Annotated in this window: 16 protein-coding genes; 7 read left to right on the top strand and 9 right to left on the bottom strand. The window is 71.8% G+C overall.

Annotated elements, in window-relative coordinates; all coding sequences use genetic code 11:
* Window positions 1-10: 10 nt before the first annotated feature.
* The 5 genes from ACWCPI_RS00675 to ACWCPI_RS00655 all read right to left on the bottom strand — a co-directional run bounded on the left by ACWCPI_RS00675 (window position 11) and on the right by ACWCPI_RS00655 (window position 5,612).
* Window positions 11-2,416, bottom strand: coding sequence for a nitrate- and nitrite sensing domain-containing protein (locus tag ACWCPI_RS00675; RefSeq protein ID WP_451036022.1), 2,406 nt, complete (start codon window positions 2,414-2,416; stop codon window positions 11-13).
* A 168-nt stretch (window positions 2,417-2,584) separates the two neighbouring features.
* A complete protein-coding gene (locus ACWCPI_RS00670; RefSeq protein ID WP_451036021.1) occupies window positions 2,585-3,577 on the bottom strand; it encodes a substrate-binding domain-containing protein in 993 nt (330 codons plus the stop codon).
* A gap of 388 nt (window positions 3,578-3,965) precedes the next feature.
* On the bottom strand, window positions 3,966-4,505 hold the full coding sequence (locus ACWCPI_RS00665) for an SAM-dependent methyltransferase (RefSeq protein ID WP_451036020.1): 540 nt from the start codon (window positions 4,503-4,505) through the stop codon (window positions 3,966-3,968).
* Between the two features lie 16 nt (window positions 4,506-4,521).
* Window positions 4,522-4,932 carry a DUF6114 domain-containing protein gene (locus ACWCPI_RS00660; protein ID WP_451036019.1) on the bottom strand — a complete coding sequence of 137 codons (411 nt, stop codon included), beginning with the start codon at window positions 4,930-4,932 and terminating at the stop codon, window positions 4,522-4,524.
* Window positions 4,932-5,612: a DUF6230 family protein gene (locus ACWCPI_RS00655; protein ID WP_451036018.1), complete on the bottom strand. Its 681-nt coding sequence runs from the start codon at window positions 5,610-5,612 to the stop codon at window positions 4,932-4,934. Before ACWCPI_RS00655 ends, ACWCPI_RS00660 begins: the two co-directional genes overlap by 1 nt.
* Before the next feature lie 636 nt (window positions 5,613-6,248).
* Here ACWCPI_RS00655 and ACWCPI_RS00650 point away from each other — a divergent pair.
* Window positions 6,249-6,902 carry a Tat pathway signal sequence domain protein gene (locus ACWCPI_RS00650; RefSeq protein ID WP_388808801.1) on the top strand — a complete coding sequence of 218 codons (654 nt, stop codon included), beginning with the start codon at window positions 6,249-6,251 and terminating at the stop codon, window positions 6,900-6,902.
* A gap of 18 nt (window positions 6,903-6,920) precedes the next feature.
* Here ACWCPI_RS00650 and ACWCPI_RS00645 read toward each other — a convergent pair whose 3' ends face one another.
* Window positions 6,921-7,886, bottom strand: a complete 966-nt coding sequence (locus ACWCPI_RS00645; protein WP_451036344.1) for a lytic polysaccharide monooxygenase auxiliary activity family 9 protein — start codon at window positions 7,884-7,886, stop codon at window positions 6,921-6,923.
* 498 nt (window positions 7,887-8,384) lie between these two features.
* Here ACWCPI_RS00645 and ACWCPI_RS00640 point away from each other — a divergent pair, with 498 nt between their 5' ends.
* Window positions 8,385-10,190 (top strand): S8 family peptidase, encoded by a 1,806-nt coding sequence (locus tag ACWCPI_RS00640; RefSeq protein ID WP_451036017.1) that lies wholly within the window; start codon window positions 8,385-8,387, stop codon window positions 10,188-10,190.
* A gap of 141 nt (window positions 10,191-10,331) precedes the next feature.
* Here ACWCPI_RS00640 and ACWCPI_RS00635 read toward each other — a convergent pair whose 3' ends face one another.
* Window positions 10,332-11,009 carry a ScbR family autoregulator-binding transcription factor gene (locus tag ACWCPI_RS00635; RefSeq protein ID WP_451036016.1) on the bottom strand — a complete coding sequence of 226 codons (678 nt, stop codon included), beginning with the start codon at window positions 11,007-11,009 and terminating at the stop codon, window positions 10,332-10,334.
* A 181-nt stretch (window positions 11,010-11,190) separates the two neighbouring features.
* Between ACWCPI_RS00635 and ACWCPI_RS00630 the strand changes: the two genes are divergently transcribed.
* The 3 genes from ACWCPI_RS00630 (at window position 11,191) to ACWCPI_RS00620 (ending at window position 14,059) form a co-directional block, all read left to right on the top strand.
* Entirely contained in the window at window positions 11,191-12,132 is a 942-nt protein-coding gene (locus tag ACWCPI_RS00630) for a ScbA/BarX family gamma-butyrolactone biosynthesis protein (protein WP_451036015.1), read from the top strand.
* Between the two features lie 71 nt (window positions 12,133-12,203).
* Window positions 12,204-12,866, top strand: coding sequence for a ScbR family autoregulator-binding transcription factor (locus ACWCPI_RS00625; protein WP_451036014.1), 663 nt, complete (start codon window positions 12,204-12,206; stop codon window positions 12,864-12,866).
* A 5-nt stretch (window positions 12,867-12,871) separates the two neighbouring features.
* The gene (locus ACWCPI_RS00620; protein ID WP_451036013.1) at window positions 12,872-14,059 is read left to right on the top strand and encodes a damage-control phosphatase ARMT1 family protein; all 1,188 of its coding nucleotides are present in this window, start codon (window positions 12,872-12,874) and stop codon (window positions 14,057-14,059) included.
* A 24-nt stretch (window positions 14,060-14,083) separates the two neighbouring features.
* Here ACWCPI_RS00620 and ACWCPI_RS00615 read toward each other — a convergent pair whose 3' ends face one another.
* Window positions 14,084-15,385 carry a cytochrome P450 gene (locus ACWCPI_RS00615; RefSeq protein ID WP_451036012.1) on the bottom strand — a complete coding sequence of 434 codons (1,302 nt, stop codon included), beginning with the start codon at window positions 15,383-15,385 and terminating at the stop codon, window positions 14,084-14,086.
* Window positions 15,382-16,170: an alpha/beta fold hydrolase gene (locus ACWCPI_RS00610; protein ID WP_451036011.1), complete on the bottom strand. Its 789-nt coding sequence runs from the start codon at window positions 16,168-16,170 to the stop codon at window positions 15,382-15,384. The genes ACWCPI_RS00615 and ACWCPI_RS00610 overlap by 4 nt, the downstream gene beginning before the upstream one ends.
* 237 nt (window positions 16,171-16,407) lie before the next feature.
* On the opposite strand from ACWCPI_RS00610, the gene cyc2 reads away from it, so the two are divergent.
* Together cyc2 and ACWCPI_RS00600 are read left to right on the top strand one after the other, a co-directional pair.
* Window positions 16,408-18,567 carry a germacradienol/geosmin synthase Cyc2 gene (gene cyc2 / locus ACWCPI_RS00605; protein ID WP_451036010.1) on the top strand — a complete coding sequence of 720 codons (2,160 nt, stop codon included), beginning with the start codon at window positions 16,408-16,410 and terminating at the stop codon, window positions 18,565-18,567.
* A 195-nt stretch (window positions 18,568-18,762) separates the two neighbouring features.
* A complete protein-coding gene (locus ACWCPI_RS00600; RefSeq protein WP_451036009.1) occupies window positions 18,763-19,371 on the top strand; it encodes a PDZ domain-containing protein in 609 nt (202 codons plus the stop codon).
* Window positions 19,372-19,387: the final 16 nt, after the last annotated feature.

The following is a 19,387-nucleotide window of genomic DNA, read 5'->3' as shown; positions in this document are numbered from 1 at the left end:
GCGATGTCCTTCATGAACGGTCGGCGGGCGGGGTGCAGGACGTGGGGGAGGAGGCGGAGACCGAGCCGGACGCCGGGGGCTCCGCAGGGGTTCCGTCGGCACGCGCCCCCCGACCGGCCGGGAGCCCCGGGCCCGCGGCCTCGGTCGCGTCCGGCGCCCCGGTGTCACCGTCGCCGCTCTCGTCGCGGGCCTTGAGCGTGCCCCGCTGGAAGCAGGCCAGGGAGGAGGCGGCACGTTCGGCGGTGAAGTCGTCGGCGCCGTCGTCCGCTTCGGCGAGCGGCGCCTCCTCACGCAGTTCGGCGGCCAGGCAGGTCTGCGGCACCCGGCGCGGCAGCGGGGTCAGCCCGTCGGGCCGCGGCGCGGGCACGGGCGCGGCGGTCGGCTCGGGGACGGTGCGGGCCGGGACGACGGGGCGGGGCTCCCGTACGGGCTCCTCCGGCTCGGCGGCCCCGGCGTGCTCCGCCTCGTCGTGGTCCGGGGCGGGCATGTCCCGGACCACGATGTCGTGCGGGATCAGCACGATCGCCGTCGTGCCGCCGTACGGCGAGGAGCGCAGCGTGACCGTGATGCCGTGCCGGTGCGCGAGCCGGCCGATGACGAACATGCCCAGGCGCAGGTCGTCGGCGAGGGCCACCACGTCGAACTGCGGGGGCTCGGCCAGTTGGGCGTTGAAGGACTCGTAGTCCTCCTCGGACATGCCCAGGCCGCGGTCCTCGACCTCGACGGCCAGCCCCTTGGCCACCATCGAGGCCCGCACTCCGACCGGTGCGGGCGCGGGCGAGTACAGGGTGGCGTTCTCGATCAGCTCGGCCAGCAGATGGATCACGTCGGCCACCGCGGGCGGCGCGAGGTGCACCTCCTCCTCGGTGTCCACCTCCACCCGCTGGTACTCGGCGACCTCGCCGACCGCGCTGCGCAGGATGTCGATCAGCGCGACCGGCTCGCTCCAGCTGCGGCCGGGGCGCTCACCGCTGATGATGACCAGGTTCTCCTCGTAGCGGCGCAACTGGCTCGCCGTGGAGTCCAGTTCGTACAGGCCCTTGAGGACCTCGGGGTCCTGGTGCACGCGCTCCAGCGCGTCGAGCTTGGTGAGCTGGAGGTTGACCAGGTTCTGGCTCTGCCGGGCGATGCCCAGGATGATCTTCTGGAAGCCGCGCCGGGTGTCGGCGAGTTCGACGGCGGTGTGCACGGCCGTGCGCTGGGCGGTGTTGAACGCCTCGGCGACCTGGCCGAGTTCGTCGTGGCCGTAGTCCAGCGGCGGGGTCGCGAGTTCCACGTCCACCTTCTCGCCCCGCTCCAGCCGGGTCACCACGTCGGGCAGCCGCTCCTGAGCCAGGCTCAGGGTGGCCTCGCGCAGGCCGCGCAGCCGGCGGGACAGCGAGCGGGTGATCCGCCAGGACATCCACACGCACAGCAGCAGCGCGACCAGACCGCCCGCGCTCAGGGACGCGGCCTTGATCAGCAGGCTGCGCGATTCGTCGGCGCTGTGCTGCAGCAACGCCGCCGTCTGCCGCCGGATCAGCACCGAGTACGCGTCCGAGACCTCGATCAGCGCGGCCCGCCACTGCTTCTGCAGGTCCGGGATCACGATGTTCCCGGAGTCACCGGCCGCCGCCCGAGCCGCGAGCACCCGGTCCTCGACGGACTCCAGGGCGCGCCAGTGCGGGCTGCGCAGGATCCGTTCGGTCTGCGATTTCGCGCTCCCCGTGAGCGAGGGCAGGATCTGGTCCTCGACGAGCCAGCGATGCGTGTTCACCGACTTCGCGAACTCGCCCCAGGTCTTCTCGTCCATCCTGCCCTTCGGCCCCGCCAGGGTCAGCAGCGCGTCCTCCTGGGACACCAGCTCGGCCGCGTGCTCCAGCGAGACGAGCGGACCCGCCTGCGAGGTCAGGTCGCCGTCGTCGACCTGGGAGAGCTCCTGGAACGCGTGGATCTGGTCGTCGATGATCGACGTGTACTGGCCGAGGGCCTGCACGGCCGTGATGTCGGTGGGCTTGTCCACCTGGCCCCGGTAGTACTCCAGGCTGCTCACCGACGCGACGACCGAGTACAGCCGGTCCTTGATGCGGGGCGGCGCCTGCTGGATCTCGTCCGACCGGCGGAGGAGCTTCGCGACCGCCTCGTCGGTCTCGCGGCGCTGCGCCTCCAGCGCGGCGCGGGCCCCCTCCTCGCGGGAGGCGAGCCAGACGGCCGAGAAGCTGCGCTCCCGCTGGAGCGCGAGTGTGGCCTCCGTGCCCATGGCGCCCGTGGACCTGCTCAGCGCGGTCTGATCGCGCAGCCGCAGTCCCTCCGAGAACATCTGGATCGTCGTCACGCTCCAGACGGCGGCGAGCATGACGCTGGGCACCAGCGCGAGGAGGATCAGCGAGAGACGTATGGAGCCGAGGCGGCGCCGGGGACCTGTCCGTGCAGACATCGTCGTCCTAGGGCGATCAGCGGAGAGGGAGCGGATGGGGGACGGGCGCCGGGGGTGGCGGCGTGTCCGGTACGTCACCGGGGGTGCGCAGGATGCTAGCCGCACGAGTGAGCGCGCGCGTCATACGTGACCGAATCTTTGGGGACACGTTGGGGCGAAGCGACCCCGTCAACGGGTACCGGCGGCGGCCCGCTTCGCCACCGCGGCCACGTTCGCCTTGGTGACGAACGCCGGGCCGGTGAGGACGGGTTCCTCGCCGCCGCCGAGCGTGTTGCCGTTGGTCCGGTACAGCCACAGGGAGTCCACCGCGAGATAGCCCTGCAGATACGGCTGCTGGTCGACCGCGAACTGCACGTCCCCGTCCCGGACCGCCTTGACCAGGTCCTTGTTGAGGTCGAAGGTCGCGACCCGGGCCTTGCCGCCGGCCTCCCGGGCCGCCTTCGCGGCGACCAGCGCGAACTGCGCCCCGTTCGTGACCACTTCGTCGATGCTGGAGTCCTGCGACAGCCGGGCGGCGACGGCGTCGGTCACCGCGTCCATGTCGGTGCCGTCCACGTACAGGTTCTCGGTCCTGCCGCCGAACGCCTTCTTCACACCCGCACAGCGCGCCTCCAGGGAGACGTTGCCGCGCTCGTGGATGACGCACAGGGTGTGCCGGGCCCCGAGGCCGTCCAGTTTGTCGCCGACGGCCCGGCCCGCGACGCTCTCGTCCTGGCCGAAGTACCCCAGCAGCCCCGCGGACCGCCATGCGTCTATACCGGAGTTGAGACCGACCACGGGAATGCCGGCCGCCCGGGCCGCTCTGACCGGACCCGCCATCGCCGACGGCTTGGCGAGGGTCACGGCGATGCCGTCGACCCGCCGCTCGACGGCGTCCCGCACCAACTCGGCCTGACCCGCGGGGTCGGAGTCGTTCGCGAAGGTCAGGTCGATGCCGTCCTTGGCGGCCGCGGCCTGCGCGCCCCTGTGCACCAGCTCCCAGAAGGCGTCGCCCTTGCCGCCGTGAGTGATCAGCGCGATCTTCCATCGCGGGCCGCCTGCCTCCGCCCCCGATGCCTCCTCGGCCCCGCCGCCGGCGGAGCAACCGGTCAGCAGCAGACAGGTGGCGGCCGTCAGGGCCGCGACGCGAGCGCAGGCGGAGGAGGGGGATGGAGTCTTCATGAGGGTGCGGCACCTCGCTGTGCGGCCGAGCCGGAGGAACGAACGAGAGTACGGCCAAAACCGTACGCGAGTGCGCCGACCTGGTGAACTCCCGCTGGGGCGGAGCCAATCGTGTGTGACCAGCGGTAGTCAAGTGCGCAACCACGCCGTGTGAGTTGCCGCTGCCACATCGTGATGAACCGCTGGCGGGAAGGCGGACCGGAGTCGGCTCGTCCGCATCGCTTGCGCTCGCAAACCGGATCAACTCGGCGTGCGTACCACCCCCTGCGCACATCGCGATGTCCGCCTCCCGGAGCATCGCGGTGCCGGTGCCGGTGCCGGTGCCGGTGCCGGTGGCGGTGGCGGTGCGGGTGGCGGTGGCGGTGCGGGTGCGGGTGCCGTCCGGACGTCACGTGCGGGTCTGGACGGCTCCTGGTCCGACGAGGTCCAGACCGGTGAAGAAGTTCTCGGCCCCGGCGGGATCACGCGTCCGCATCGGCACGCCCCGCGCCGCGTACTCCCGGGCGACCCGGCCTGCCGCGTCCGGCGCGGAGTCGGCGCCGGCGGACGTCACGGGACAGCTGCGGCCCCCGGGCAGCGGGTCGAGCGGTCGCCGCACGAGCCCGACCGCGTCGTGCTCGTCCAGCGGGACGTGCACGACAGCGATGGCGGTCAGCGCGACCGGCTCACCGGGATCGCGCGTCCCGCGGAACGCCGGCGCGTCCAGCACGGCCACCGGGTCGCGCGGGTCGGCCTCGGCGTACGCCGACCCGCCCTCGGCTCCGCCGGACGGAGGAACCTCCTGGCGCGGGCGGGGCGTCCGCCCCGGGGTGCGGGGTGCGGGGTGCGGGGTGCGGGGTGCGGGGTGCGGGGTGCGGTCGTCGGCAGGGGCTCGGTCTCCCCGGCCCGCACGGACTGAGCCGAGTGGACGCGACCAGCGGTCTCGCATGTGCGCCCCGCTGTGCTCAACCAGCTCCCAGGGCGCTTCTGCGACGCTCCCGCCGGCTCCTGCGAGGTTCCTGGTCCGGCAGCCACCCGAAAGCGAGTGAACTCCCCACCACGCCCAGCAGCATCCCGACGAAGAACCCGCCCAGGTTCGACGTGGGCCAGGTCCCCAGCGAGACCAGGACCCCGGTGATCGAGTAGAAGAGCCTCTGCGTCGGATGGAACAGCGTCAGCAGTCCCAGCAATACCATCAGCGTCGGCAGCAGATAGCCCGCCAACCCCTGCATCCCGACATGAAGCACGACCTTCAGCGACGCCTTCATCGTGAGCAGGATCTCCGCCCCGCCCAGAGTGAGCAGCACCCCGCCCCAGAACGGCCGGTCGGCCCTCCAGCGCCGGAAGGCCGACCGCGCATCGGTACCCGCGCGCATCAGCAACCCGATTCGCTGAAGCGCAGCTTGAGGCCGGGGAGCTTGAACACGCCCGCCGTCGTGGCGTAGTTGGTCTGCCGCAGATTCGCGATGTACACCGTGTCCGCCTGCTGGCTGAACACACCGATCGGCCCCTTCACCCCGGCCTTGGTCAAGGTGCTCGCGTCATTGCCGATCTCGATGCCGCCGAACGCCGCGTCACCCGACAGCTCGGTGGAGTCGGTGGTCAGATCGGTGGCCGTCACCTTCTCCCTCCCGCCGCCCGCGGTGATGTGCAGGTTCGTGCCGCCGAGGTCGACGCTCTGGCACAGCTTGGTGAGTGTCGCGTTCTTGATCGCGGAGGTGACGACCAGTACCTGGCCGCCGGTGTCCCCCTCGTTGGGGCTGCCCGGCGCCATGTGGTCGAGCCCGCCGAACTGCTCGAACCCGGTGCCCTTGAGCTCGGTCGCGGTGACCGTGAAGGGCATGCCGGAGATCGCGAACTGCACGCCGAGCGCACCCTCGGCGGTGAGGACCGCGAGGGCGCCGGCCGCCAGGGCGGCGGGAACCGCCATCACGGCGGCCCGGCGCGCCCGGACCCGACCCCGTCTCGCGGGCCCGTCGGGGGCGCCGGAGGCTTCGGGGGCGGAACCGCTTTCCGGGTTCTCAGGGGTATGGGTGATGTCCGAGGACGAGGCCATGACTGCTCCCAGTGCAGGAAAGTGCGGGTAGGGCATCAGCGGCACGTTGTCCTGGCGCGGACAGCGCCCGCGGCGCACGCCCCTTGCCACTCCCGGCGGGGGCAAGGGCTTTCTCGTACTCCGCAGTAGCCGAGCCCGGAAGTTACCGGTGGTTACAGCCGAGGGTCAAGATGGTTGTGGAAAAAGGGTGTTGATTGTGTGCCGCCTGCGCGTCGCGCGTCACCGTGCCCCTGAAAAAGTGTCGTCGGGGCAGCAACTCCCTTGCCGGTCCTTGACGTTGACTGACACTCAGGTCTACAACTCTCCCTGGCTCCCCCCTGGATCCGTGGCGCCGGATCCGCCGCCGCGTGGCCTTCGCCCGCGTTCCCGGACCTGATGTCCTTCACGTCCCGCGAGTTCTCTCCCCGGCGCCGTCACGGTCGTTTCCCCCCTCGGTCCGTGCCGGGGCCCCCACCCGGTCCGGCCGGGATCCCCCCATGGTTCCGGCCGGTCACCGTCCGGCCGTCGTTGCCGGTCCGTGTCGTACGGAGAAGGCGTCACGGACCGGCAACGGCGCCCGTCGACCCACGGCCGCCACCCCCGAACCCCCTGATCCCCTCAGGGCACACCCCCGCAACGAAAGCCGAGGTAACCCGCATGCGTACGCGCACCCTCCTCACCCTCGCCGGCACCGTCGCCGCCCTCACCCTCCCCTTGGCCGGCCCCGCCTCCGCGGCCGACGGGGCCGTCCTGACCACCGGATCCGTCGGCGGTACGGCCGTCGCGGCCGGGGAGGTCCTCACGGCGCCGCTGGCCGGCGGCACGGCCGCCACCTTCTACTCCAGCGCGACCGGCACCAGCGGCATCTCCTGCACGAAGTCGCAGTTCACGGCCACCGTCACCGACAACCCCGGTGCGCCCGGCACCGCCACGGAGTCGGTCACCGCGCACACCTTCGACCCCGCCAGCTGCACCACCAACGTCCTCGGCGTGCTCGGCGTCACCAGCATCACCGTCAACAACCTGCCCTACAGCGCCGCCGTGTCCTCCGACGGCGCCGTCACCGTGACCCCGGCCGCGGGCTCCACCATCCAGACGACGGTCGTCCTGCGTACCCTGCTGGGCAGCATCAACTGCGTCTACCAGGCGCCGAGCCTGAGCGGCACGGCGAGCAACGCCGACAACAGCATCAACTTCACCGGCCAGCAGTTCGCGAAGGTCTCCGGCTCGTCCCTCTGCTTCGCCAACGGCTACTTCACCGCCAAGTACGCCCCGGTGACGGGCAGCGGCGAGGCCGTGTACGTCAACTGACGCCCGACCGGCCGGAGTTCACCTACGGCGCAGCCGCAGCGCCAGGGCGGCGCCCCCGGTGAGCACCAGCACCGCGGCGGCGCCGCCCGCCAGCAGTGGCGCAGAGACCCCCGTACCGGTACCGCCGGTGGACGCCACCGGCGTGCCGTCGGGGGTGTCCGCGCTCCGGGAGCGCGGCGTCCTCGCGCCGGCCGGCGCGGAGGGCGTCGGCGAGGAGGGCGCGCCGGCGTCGTCCGCCGCCGCCGGGCCGGCGGTCCGGCCGCCGGCGTCCCGGTCGGACTTTTCGGCCGGCGAGGCCGTACGGCCGCCGCCGTCCTCCTCGCCGCGCCCGCCGTCGTTGCCGTCCGCCGGGAACACCACGTCCGAGCAGGAGTAGTAGGTGTCCGGCGTGCTGCTGTTCTGCCAGATCGTGTACAGCACATGGCGCCCCGACCGGTCGGACGGGAGCCGCACCGTGAACCGGTACGCCCCGTCCCTCAACGCCGGGTCCTTGACCTCGGCGAACGGCCGCTCCGGCAGGTCGGACCAGGCCAGTGGTCTCGTCGGGTCGTACCCGGGCCTGGTCAGGTACATCCGGAAGGTGCCGGTGTGCGGGATCGTCGACACGTACCGCATCGTCAGGGCCGAGCCCGGCGCCAACCGGGTCGACGGCCAGTCGGCACGGGCGAGGTCGAGACCCCGGTAGGCGGGCAGTCCACCGCTGCACAGCCGACCGTCGGGGACCACCTGACGATCGCGTCCGTTCACATTCGCGATTCTGAGGTTGTCCCAGGCCGTGAAGGGCGCGCCGTTCGAGGTGACCGCCGCCCGGCACGCCGCCGAGCCGGAGGCACCGCCGCCTTCGGGGGAGCACGCGTACACGCGGCTGACCGGATCCGTCGGCGCGCCGTGCGCGCGGGCAGGGCTCGCCGTCCACACCGTGAGCAGCAGGGGCGTGACGGCGACGGCCGCCAGCGCGGTGCGATGCGATCTCATCCAGGGCATCCGGGACATCCGGAACGTCTCCTCGGCCGGCTCGGGAAGGGTCCTCGTGCAGTACGGGAGACGGGCCCGGCGCGTTCACCACGTGACGAGCCGGGTGAAGTCGGGTATAACCGGTCAACCCTGCGTCGTAGAGGGTGGTTTTCCAGCCGGATCGAGGGTTTCCCCTGTATCCCGCTGACCTTCTCTTTGCCTATCGTTCGACCACAGCCAACCCACGGGTAACCCCCAACGGGTCAGGTTCGCGCCAGGCCGGCCGCCGCGCCCCCGCACTTCGTAAGGCCCCCACCCGCCCTGGGCGGGGTCCGACCGCTCCCGCCTGCCCGGCGACGTCTGGCACGCACGCTCGCCCCACCGGACGCCGCCGAGCCCGCCCTCCGGACGGACAGGAACGGCCGGAAACCACCCGGTGGCGACACCCCCCTCCGCTTCGAGGACGAAGCGACATCGACCGCCGCTCCGCTCTGCACCGGAGTACGGCCGGCTACGAAAGGCAAGCCCTTGCGTACCTCCCCATCCTCCAGACGGAAGCTGATATCCGTCGCCGCGGCCTCCGCCGCCCTCCTCACCGCCGCCACCACGGTCGCCGTGGCCCAGGAGACCGCTCCCCAGGAAGCCGCCTCCGTCCCGGCGGCACAGACCGAGGCCGCTCCCGGCGCCCCGGCCGAGCGCCTGATCGTCGGCTACAAGTCCCAGGCCGCCGAGGCCAAGTCGAACAAGGCCGCGGAGGCCGACGCCGCGGCCAAGGGCAAGGAGGCCGGCGAGGACCTCGACTTCCGGCGCCGCCTCGGCTCCGGCGCGGCCCTCGTCGACCTGGGCGAGGACCTCACCAAGGCGGACGTCGCCGATGTCGTGGCCGAGTACCAGGCCGACCCGCAGGTCGCCTACGTCGTACCGGACCGGCTGAACAAGCCGCTGGCCACGCCCAACGACACCGAGTACGCCAAGCAGTGGGACCTGTTCGAGACCACGGCGGGCATGCGGGTGCCGGGCGCCTGGGACGTCGCGACCGGCACCGGCGTGACCGTGGCCGTCATCGACACCGGTTACGTCAGCCACTCCGACCTCGCCGCCAACATGGTCGCGGGCTACGACTTCATCTCCGACGCCACGGTCGGGAACGACGGCGACGGCCGCGACAGCAACCCGGCCGACCCCGGCGACTGGACCGCCGCGAGCGAGTGCCAGGCGGGCGACCCCGCCTCCTCGTCCTCCTGGCACGGCACCCACGTCGCGGGCACCATCGCCGCCGCCACCAACAACAGCAAGGGCGTCGCGGGCATCGCGTACGGCGCGAAGATCTCCCCGCTGCGTGTGCTCGGCAAGTGCGGCGGCTACGACTCCGACATCGTCGACGCCATCACCTGGGCGTCCGGCGGCACCGTCTCCGGGGTCCCGGCGAACACCAACGTCGCCAAGGTCATCAACATGAGCCTCGGTGGTGGCGGCGCGTGCTCCGCCGCGACCCAGAGCGCCATCAACGGCGCCGTGAACCGCGGCACCACGGTCGTCGTCGCGGCGGGCAACAGCAACGCCAACGCCGCCAACTACTCGCCGGCCAGCTGCAACAACGTCATCAGCGTCGCCGCGTCCGACCGCCAGGGGAACCGCTCCTACTACTCCAACTACGGCACGGTCGTCGACATCGCCGCCCCCGGCGGAGAGACCAACTCCGTCACCACGAACGGCATCCTGTCCACGCTGAACTCCGGCGCACAGGGCCCGTCCTCCGAGAACTACGACTACTACCAGGGCACCAGCATGGCCGCCCCGCACGTCGCGGGCCTCGCCGCGCTGATGAAGTCGGCCAACGCGTCCCTGACCCCGGCGCAGATCGAGTCGGCGATCAAGACCAACGCCCGTGCGCTGCCCGGGACCTGCTCGGGCGGCTGCGGTGCGGGCCTGGCGGACGCGGCCAAGACGGTGCAGGCGGTGAGCGGCTCCGGCGGCTCCACGGGGGGCACCACCTTCGCCAGCACGTCCGCCGTCTCCATCCCGGACAACGGCTCCGCGGTCGAGTCCCCGATCACCGTCAGCGGCCGCAGCGGCAACGCCCCTTCGGCGCTCCAGGTCGGCGTGGACATCACCCACACCTACCGCGGGGACCTGGTCATCGACCTCGTCGCCCCGGACGGAACGAGCTTCCGCCTGAAGGCCGCCAGCTCCTCGGACTCCGCGGACAACGTGATCACCACCTACTCCGTGAACGCCTCCGCCGAGAGCGCCAACGGCACCTGGAAGCTGCGGGTCCAGGACACCGCGGCCCAGGACACGGGCAGGATCAACAGCTGGAAGCTGACCTTCTGAGAAGAAGGTGAGCGCGTGCCCTGAGCGGGCGCGCACCACAGACGGGCGGGCCGGCCGGTGCGGATGGGGCATCGGCCGGCCCGTCATGTTTTCGCCGGCCGAACGCCCACCGAAACCGACTTCCCGGTCGGTCCCACGTGCTCAGCGCGCCGACAGGCGCACCCCGGCCTGTTCGTCGTCCCCGGCTTCCAACGCGGCCAGCACCCGGACGCCGCGGTCGGGATCCCGGTCGATGGCGGTCAGCATGCCCGGCACCGCGATGCTCGGCAGGAAGTGTCCCCACAGCACCGATATCCGCTGCGCCAGATCGCTGCGGTCGGTCAGCGCCCGGGACATCAGCTGCACACCGGCGAACGCACCGACCAGCAGCTCCACCGTCTGCCTCGCGTTCACGCTCGGCAGCAACTCACCCTGTGCAGCGGCCTGTTCGAGCACCTCGGTGAGATGGTCCGCCCACTGCCGGAACGGCCCGGCATGGTCGACACCGGGCGGCGCGCTCTGGTCCACCGCCAGTCGCACACTGCCCTTGAGCAGCGGGTTGTCGAGCAGTCGCTGCCCGAACACGAAGGTGATGTCGACGAGTTCCTGCAGCTTGCAGGGCTGCGGAGGGACCGCACCGAGCGAGAGCTGCTCGTCCAGCACGGCCTGGGCCAGGGATTCCTTGGAGGGGAAGTGGAAGTACAGGGCCCCTTTGGTCACTTCGGCCCGCTCCAGGACCATCGCGATGGTGGTCGCGGTGTACCCGTGTTCGTCGAAGACCGCGCCCGCGGCCTCCAGGATCAGCCTTCGCGTTCTGATGGCGCGCTCCTGCATCGCCACAACAGCCCCTCCGCCGCGCTGAGTCGACCCGGGTGCCCGGCGTGCGCCGGAGCGGCTTCGGGCACGGCCGGGCGACCCGAGGCCGCATTGAAAACAAACCGGTCGCCTCGTACTCTATCGCTCGCGGCACGGGAACCTCGCCGTCTGTCAACGCACACACGGGGGACCCAAGGAGGGGGACATGCCTCACTCGCAGCAGCTCGCCACGGCCCTGCTGGCCGACCCTGCGATCGGGGTGGAAGACCTGACCGCCACCGTACCGCGCCAGTTGGTGCATCGCGCCTCGGTGGCCGAAACACTGCTCGTAGGGGCCGCCCGCGACGGCACCGACCGGTACACGGTCTTCGCCCAGTGGCCGCGCGCTCACCAGTTACACGTGTCGCCGGACCGGTCGGCCTACGAACCGCTGCTCGTCGCGGAGACGGTCCGCCAGTGCGGCGCACTGCTCGCGCACACCGCGTACGGCGTCCCGCTCGGCCATCGGTTCGTACTCAAGGAACTGTCCCTGACCACCCGTCCCGAGCGACTGGCCGTCGGCGCCGCCCCCGCCGAAGCCGTCCTGCACATCACGGTCTCCGACCTCGACCACCGCGGCGGCCGCCTGGCCGGGTTCGGCTACGACGCCGACATACGGCTCGACGGGGAGCGCGTGGCGACCGCGCGCATAGTCACCACCTGGACGAGCGCGGCCGTGTACGGCCGGCTGCGCGGCGGCCGTACCGCGGACACGGTGGCCGCGCTGCCCGTGCCGCCCGGACTGCCGCCCGCCGTGGTCGACCGCGCCCTGCCCGCGGACGTCGTCCTCGCCCCGACCGGCCGAACCGACCGCTGGCAGTTGCGTGTCGATACCGCCCACGCTGTTTTCTTCGACCATCCGCTCGACCACGTGCCCGGGATGCTCCTCCTGGAGGCGGTGCGCCAGGCGATACGGGCCCGCAGCCCGCACGACCGCCGGGCACCTGTCTCGTTCCGTTCGGTCTTCCACCAGTACGCCGAACTCGACCAGCCCACCTGGATCGAGGCGGCCGACAGGCCGGGAGCGCGTGGCACCGAGACGCAAGTCGTGGCACGACAAGGGGGATCGACGGTCTTCGAGTGTGTCGCCGGAACCGAAGGGGAGTGAGTTATCGTGTACAGGGAGTAAAAAACAAACGGCATGACCCGTTCTTTTAAGTCCCCAGGAGTGTCCAGCCGATGGTGAGGCAGTTACGCGCCGAACAGACCCGCACCACGATCCTCACAGCCGCCGCCGAACTGTTCGACCGCCAGGGCTATGAGTGCACCAGCCTCAGCGACATAGTCGAGCAGGCCCAGGTGACCAAGGGCGCCCTGTACTTCCACTTCGCGGCCAAGGAGGACCTCGCCCAGGCCATCATGGAACTGCAGGCCAGGGCGTCGCGGCAGGTGGCGAGCGAGATGGACGTCAAGGGCCACTCCTGCCTGGAGAGCCTGATACGCACGACGTTCGGCATCACCCGTCTCTCCGTCGAGGGCCCGATCCCCCGGGCCGGTCTGCGCCTGGCCATCGGGGGAGTGGCGATTCGACCGCCCTTGCGGCACCCCTACCTCGAACTGCTGGAGCTCACCACCCGCAAACTCCTGGGCGCCGCCAAGGAGTCCGACATCCATCCGGACGTCGACATCGAGGCCGCCGCCCACTCCCTGGTCTGCTTCTTCGTCGGCACCCGCGTCGTGGGCCGCTCCCTCGAATCCGTCGCACGCCAGCCCCGCAGAGTGGCCGAGATGTGGCACATCACGATCCGCGGCCTGGTCCCGGTACCCCGCCGACCGCGCTACCTCGCGCTCGCGACACAGCTGGAGCGGGAGATCGGCCGTGTGGCGCCCGCGCTACCGTGAGCCGTATGCCCGACAGGCCCCACACCCCGATCGCGCCCGTACTCCTCGGCGACGAGCCCGGCTCGTTCCCGCACAGCGTCCTCGCCGAACGCCATCCCGCGATCATCCGGCAGGTGCGGGAGTCCTTCCCCTACGGCCCCGAGCAGCAGCGCGCGCTGGACGCGCTGCTCGCGAGCTGCGCCGAGGGCGTCATCGAACCGCTCCCCGTCGACGCGCACGACCATGACCGCTGGCAGGCCTGGGGCGCCGACGCCCACACCGGCCGGTCCTGGTTCGACGTACCGTGGCTGTGGTCGGAGAGCTACTTCTACCGCCGACTCCTCCAGGCCGTCGGCTACTTCACCGCCGGTCCCTGGCAGGGCATCGACCCCTTCCGGCCCGCCAAGCTGGCCGAACTCGACGCCCCGGAGACGGATCGGGAACTGGCCGCCCTCGACGTCCTGGACGGCCGCCCGGCCGACGAGCAGGACCGGGCGCTGCTGCACGGCTCCCTGTGGGGCAACCGCGCGGACCTCGGCTTCCGGTTGTCGGCCACGCACGGCGAGACCCCCTCGGACAGCCCGCCGCTGGTCGCCGACGACAGCGCGACCCTGTGGTCCCTGCTCCCGCCCGCGGGCACGGCCACCCTGTGCCTGATCGCCGACAACGCGGGCCGCGAACTCGTCCCCGACCTACTCCTCATCGCGCGTCTGCTCGCCCAGGGGCGCGTCGGGCGGGCGATCCTGCACGTCAAGCCGTACCCCTACTACGTCTCCGACGCCACGCACGCCGACGTCCTCGACGCCCTGCGCCGGCTGACGGCGGCGCAGGGAGCCGCCGCGACGTACGGGCGCGTCCTGTGGTCGGCCATGACCGACGGCCGTCTCGCCGTCCGCGCCCATCCCTTCTCCAGTGCGCCGCTGCCGTTCGCGGCGATGCCCGACGACCTGCGCGAGGAAGTCGCCTCCGCCACCCTGACCGTCGTCAAGGGCGACCTCAACTACCGCCGCCTCGTCGGTGACCGGCGCTGGCCGCCGACCACGCCGTTCGCCGAGGTCACCGCCTATTTCCCGGGCCCCGTCGCCGCTCTGCGCACCCTGAAGTCCGATGTGATCACCGGACTGGACGCGGGCACGGAGGCGGCACTGGTCGAGGCGGAGGGACACAAGTGGCGGACCGGTGGGACGCATGCCCTGATCCAGGTGCGGACGTGACGACCGCGCACCCCCGCCCGTACATCACATCAGCCGCACGGGCAGCGACTTCAGACCGTTGATGAAGTTCGACACCAGCCGCTCAGGGGACCCGGTGAGCCGCAGCACCGGCAGCGCCCGCAGAGCCTCCCGGTAGAGGACGCGCAACTGCAGCCGGGCGAAGTGCGCGCCCAGGCACACGTGCGGGCCGTCCCCGAAGGAGACATGCGGATTCGGGCTGCGGGACAGGTCCAGCCGGTCCGGGGCGGCGAAGACACGCTCGTCGCGATTGGCGGAGGCGTGGAAGACGACGACCTTGTCTCCGGCGCGGATGAGCCGCCCCGCCAGCACGGTGTCGTACGCGGCGGTGCGGCGGAAGGTGAGGACCGGCGGATGCCAGCGCATCAACTCCTCCACCGCCGGGCCGAGTTCCACGTCACCGGCACGCAGCCGCGCGTACACCTCCGGACGCTCGGCCAGCGCCAGCAGGCCGCCCGGCGCGGCGCTGCGGACGGTGTCGTTGCCCGCGACCGTGAGCAGGAAGAAGAACATCTCCAGCTCGGGGCAGCCGAGTTCGGCGTCCGGGGTGCCTCCCGGTTCGGACGAAGCCGGCGACCGGGAGTGCGCGAGGACGGTCATGACGTCGTCGTCGGGGAACCGCCTTTTGTGCGCGGCCAGTTGGCGCGCGTAGTCGAACATGTCCCGCAGCATCGCCGGTGAACGAGGATTGACGGGCCTGCCCTGCGCGTCGAGTACGGGGGAGCCCGCTTCGTCGGGGTCCTGGTAGCCGATGACCCGCTGCGTCCAGTGCAGCAGCAGTCCGCGGTCGGCCACCGGCACACCCAGCAGGTCGGCCAGGTTGAGCAGCGCGTAGTCGTCGGTCACGGCGGTGACCAGGTCGACGGTGCCGTCGGTGGCGCGAGCGGTGTCCACGGCTCGCGCGAGGAGCGTACGCGCCCGCCGCTGGGCGATCCGGGCGAAGCGCTCGACTCGGCCGGGGGTGAAGGCCCGGCTGATCAGCCGTCTCGACCGGCCGTGGTCCGGTGGGTCCTGGTTGAGCATCATGCGCCGCATGAACGGCAGGTCGTCCGGGTCCGGGTCGCGGATCTGGGTCGCGCCGAGGTGCGAGGAGTACGTGGTGGAGTCCTTGAGCACCCGCACCACATCCGCGTGCCGGGTGACCGCCCAGAACCCGGGCCCGCCCGGCCAGCCCAGCACCTCGGGCTCCTCCTGCCGGGCCACGGGGTGGTGGTCGCGCAGGACGCGATAGGCGTCGTAGGGCACGCCGGTGGCGTAACGCCGGGGGTCGAAGACGTCGGGGACCGCGGGAGCGTCGTGGACGCTCACTGCTCGCCCCCGGCCGCGTCGTCCGCGCGCAGGAAGTCCTCGACCACCCGGATCAGCTCCAGCGGTGTCTCGTCCATCGCGTAATGGCCCGCGGCGGGCAGTTCACACAACTCGGCCCGGGGGTACCAGGTCATCCACGTGCGGCGCAGCAGATCGGCCGAGAGGGCGGGGTCCAAGGCGCCGGCGACGGCGAGCGCGGGTACCGGGGAGCCCTCGACCCGGCCGTGGAAGTCCTCCGTGGCCCAGGAGTCCAGCCAGGCGCGGAACGCCTTCTGGTCGCTGACCGCGAGCGAACGGGCGACCATGCGGTCGAGCCAGGCGGCGGGGCGTCGGCCACCCGTGGTGACGTCGATGATGGCGCGCCGGTTCTCCGGCTTGTGCGCGGCGTCCGCGAACAGCTCCCACTGCTTGGGCGGCAGCGCCAGCCCCGACGCCGGCACCGGTGACACCCCGACCAGCCTGCGCAGCCGGTGCGGGGCGACCGCGAGGAGGCGCTGCCCGACGGCACCGCCCATGGAGTGCCCGACCACCGAGAACCGCTCCCAGCCGAGGCGGTCTGCCAGCTCCACCAGGTCGTGAGCGGCTTCGGCGGTGGTGCAGGCACCCGCCGCGTCCTTGGCGCCGCCGTAGCCGCGCAGATCGACGAGGACGTAGGTGAAGTCCGTACGGTCGAGGTCGGGGAGGACGGCGGCGTACGCGGACCGGTCGGCGAACCAGCCGTGCACGGCGAACACCTTGTGGGCGCCCTCACCGTGCACCTCGTGCGGAAGCGAGAAGGAGGTCATGCGACCAAGGTGGCGTACATCGGTGCGGACCGACAGATTGACGTGTGCCGGGCGGGTGTGCAGGCGAGCCCCGCTCGCGCGAAGCTCGAGAGGTTCGCTTGCGAAAAGTCCGCGTGCGTGGGGGAGGAACGCCACAAGGCCCGGTGAGGACTCCCCGGTTCACCGGTGATTCACGCGATGGTGTGATCATGTCCCGGGCCGTGGATGCCCGTCGAGGGCCGGGGGTAGGGCCCGGCCATGACGCAGCAGCCCTTCGAACTCCCGCACTTCTACATGCCGTATCCCGCGCGGCTCAACCCTCACGTCGACGAGGCACGCGCCCATTCGACCGCGTGGGCGCGCGAGATGGGCATGCTGGAAGGGTCCGGGGTCTGGGAGCGGGCCGACCTGGACGCGCACGACTACGGACTGCTGTGCGCCTACACCCACCCCGACTGCGACGGCCCCGCACTGTCCCTCATCACCGACTGGTACGTGTGGGTCTTCTTCTTCGACGACCACTTCCTGGAGCTCTTCAAGCGCACCCAGGACCGCGTCGGCGGCAGGGCCCACCTGGACAGGCTGCCCCTGTTCATGCCGATGGACCTGTCGGCTCCCATGCCGAAACCGCAGAACCCGGTCGAGGCGGGCCTGGCCGACCTGTGGACGCGCACGGTGCCCTCGATGTCGGTCGACTGGCGCCGTCGCTTCGCCGTCGCCACCGAGCACCTCCTCAACGAGTCGCTGTGGGAGCTGTCCAACATCAACGAGGGGCGCATCGCCAACCCCGTCGAGTACATCGAGATGCGCCGCAAGGTGGGCGGCGCCCCCTGGTCGTCCGGGCTCGTGGAGTACGCCACGGCCGAAGTGCCCGCCTCGGTCGCCGGGTCCAGGCCGCTCAGGGTTCTGATGGAGACGTTCTCCGACGCCGTGCACCTGCGCAACGACCTGTTCTCCTACCAGCGCGAGGTCGAGGACGAAGGCGAACTCAGCAACGGCGTGCTGGTCCTGGAGACCTTCTTCGGCTGCACCACCCAGGAGGCCGCCGACACCGTCAACGACGTCCTCACCTCCCGCCTCCACCAGTTCGAACACACCGCGCTCACGGAAGTCCCGGCCGTCGCACTGGAGAAGGGGCTGACCCCCCAGGAGGTCGCCGCCGTCGCGGCCTACACCCAGGGGCTGCAGGACTGGCAGTCCGGCGGCCACGAGTGGCACATGCGCTCCAGCCGGTACATGAACGGCCGGGCCGAACCCACCACGCCCTGGCGGGCCCTGACCGGCCCCGGCACCTCCGCAGCCGATGTCGGCGCCCTGCTCGCGGCGGCCGGTGCCGAACGGCTGCGCGCCTACACGCATGTGCCGTTCCAGAAGGTGGGCCCGTCCATCCTGCCCGAGTTCCACATGCCCTTCCAGGTGGAACTCAGCCCGCATCTGAACGACGCCCGCGGCCGTCTGACCGCATGGGCACACCGCATGGGCATCCTCCAGGAGGGCGTCTGGGACGAGGACAAGCTCGCCGCCTACGACCTCCCGCTGTGCGCGGCCGGCCTCGACCCGGACGCCACACCCGAGGAGCTCGACCTCAGCTCGCAGTGGCTGGCCTGGGGCACCTACGGCGACGACTACTACCCGCTCGTCCACGGCCACCGCCGCGACCTGGCCGCCGCCCGGCTGACCACACAGCGCCTCTCGGCCTGCATGCCCCTTGCCGGCGAGGAGGCGGTCGTCCCGGTCAACGCCATGGAACGCGGACTCGCCGACCTGTGGGCGCGCACCACGGCGGGCATGTCCCAGGAGCACCGGGGGTTCCTGAAGGACGCGGTCGACGTCATGACACAGAGCTGGGTGTGGGAGCTGTCCAACCAGCTCCAGAACCGCATCCCCGACCCGGTCGACTACCTGGAGATGCGCCGCGCCACCTTCGGCTCCGACCTCACCCTGAGCCTGTGCCGGATGGGCCACGGCCCCGCCGTCCCGCCGGAGGTGTACCGCAGCGGCCCCGTGCGCTCCCTGGAGAACGCCGCCATCGACTACGCCTGCCTCCTCAACGACCTCTTCTCGTACCAGAAGGAGATCGAGTACGAGGGGGAGATCCACAACGCCATCCTCGTCGTGCAGAACTTCTTCGGCATCGACTACCCGACCGCGCTGCGTGTCGTCCACGACCTGATGACCCAGCGCATGCAGCAGTTCGAGCACGTGGCAGCGCACGAACTGCCCATCATGTACGAGGACTTCGGGCTTTCCGACGAGGCCCGGGAGATCATGGGGAACTACGTCACCGACCTTCAGAACTGGTTGTCCGGGATCCTGAACTGGCACCGGGAGGTCGACCGCTACAAGGCTCCCTACCTGGCCCGCCGGGCCCACGGCTTTCTGCCGGACCGCCCGCCCGCCGTACCTGCCCTCGGCTGAGCCCTCGCGGTACCGCGAGCGCCGGGCACGTCGGTGGCCGCCCGGCGGGGGGCGGCAGTCCGTGCGCCCCCCTCGCCGTCGTCGTCTCCGGCCGTGTCGCCTGCCGCTTCCCGCGGTTGACCGCCGGGCAGTCTCACTCGATCGTGGCTCGTTGCGCACCGGTGCGCAGGGTAGTCACCAGCCGGAGGCGATCGGATGGAACAGACTGCGTTGCGACCCAAGCCCATGCCAGGTCAGCTGCCAGGTCAGCTGCCAGGTCAGCGGCCCGACGACGACACCGGCGCCGGCCCCGGCGCGCACCGCCCGCACGCCGTGCCCCGCCGGCGCTGCCGACGGCTCACCGCCGTCCTCGCGGCCCTGCTCCTCGGCATGGTCCTGCTCCTGTCCGGGATCGGACTCGGCACCGTAGGGGCGACCTTGATCGGAATGAGCCGACTCGCCGAGCTGCAGCGGCAGACCGGGCCCACGGTCCCCGTGAGCCCGACCACCTCGGCACAGCCCGGCTCCCCGGCCTCGCCGCCCCCGGCACCGGCGCCCGCCGTCGCGACCCTCGGTGTGGAGGCCGTGGACGACGAGAAGCCCGGTGCCCGACTCGTCGGCGTCCATGTCCCCGGCCCCGGATACGCGGCCGGCCTGATCCGAGGCGACGTGATCCTCGCGTTCGGCAGGACCCGCATCGACACGGCCGCGGACCTCGCGCGAGCGGTCGCCGAGGCCCGTCCGGGCCGCCGGGCCGTGCTGACCGTGCGCCACCGCAGCGGCGGCTACCAGCAGCTGACGGTGGTCCCGGGCGTCGTCGTCTGACCCGCGCCCCTCCGCC

Source organism: Streptomyces sp. NPDC001920 (assembly GCF_053594495.1).
The sequence above is the reverse complement of the archived record's forward strand: the minus strand, read 5'-3'. Positions and strand labels throughout refer to the sequence as shown.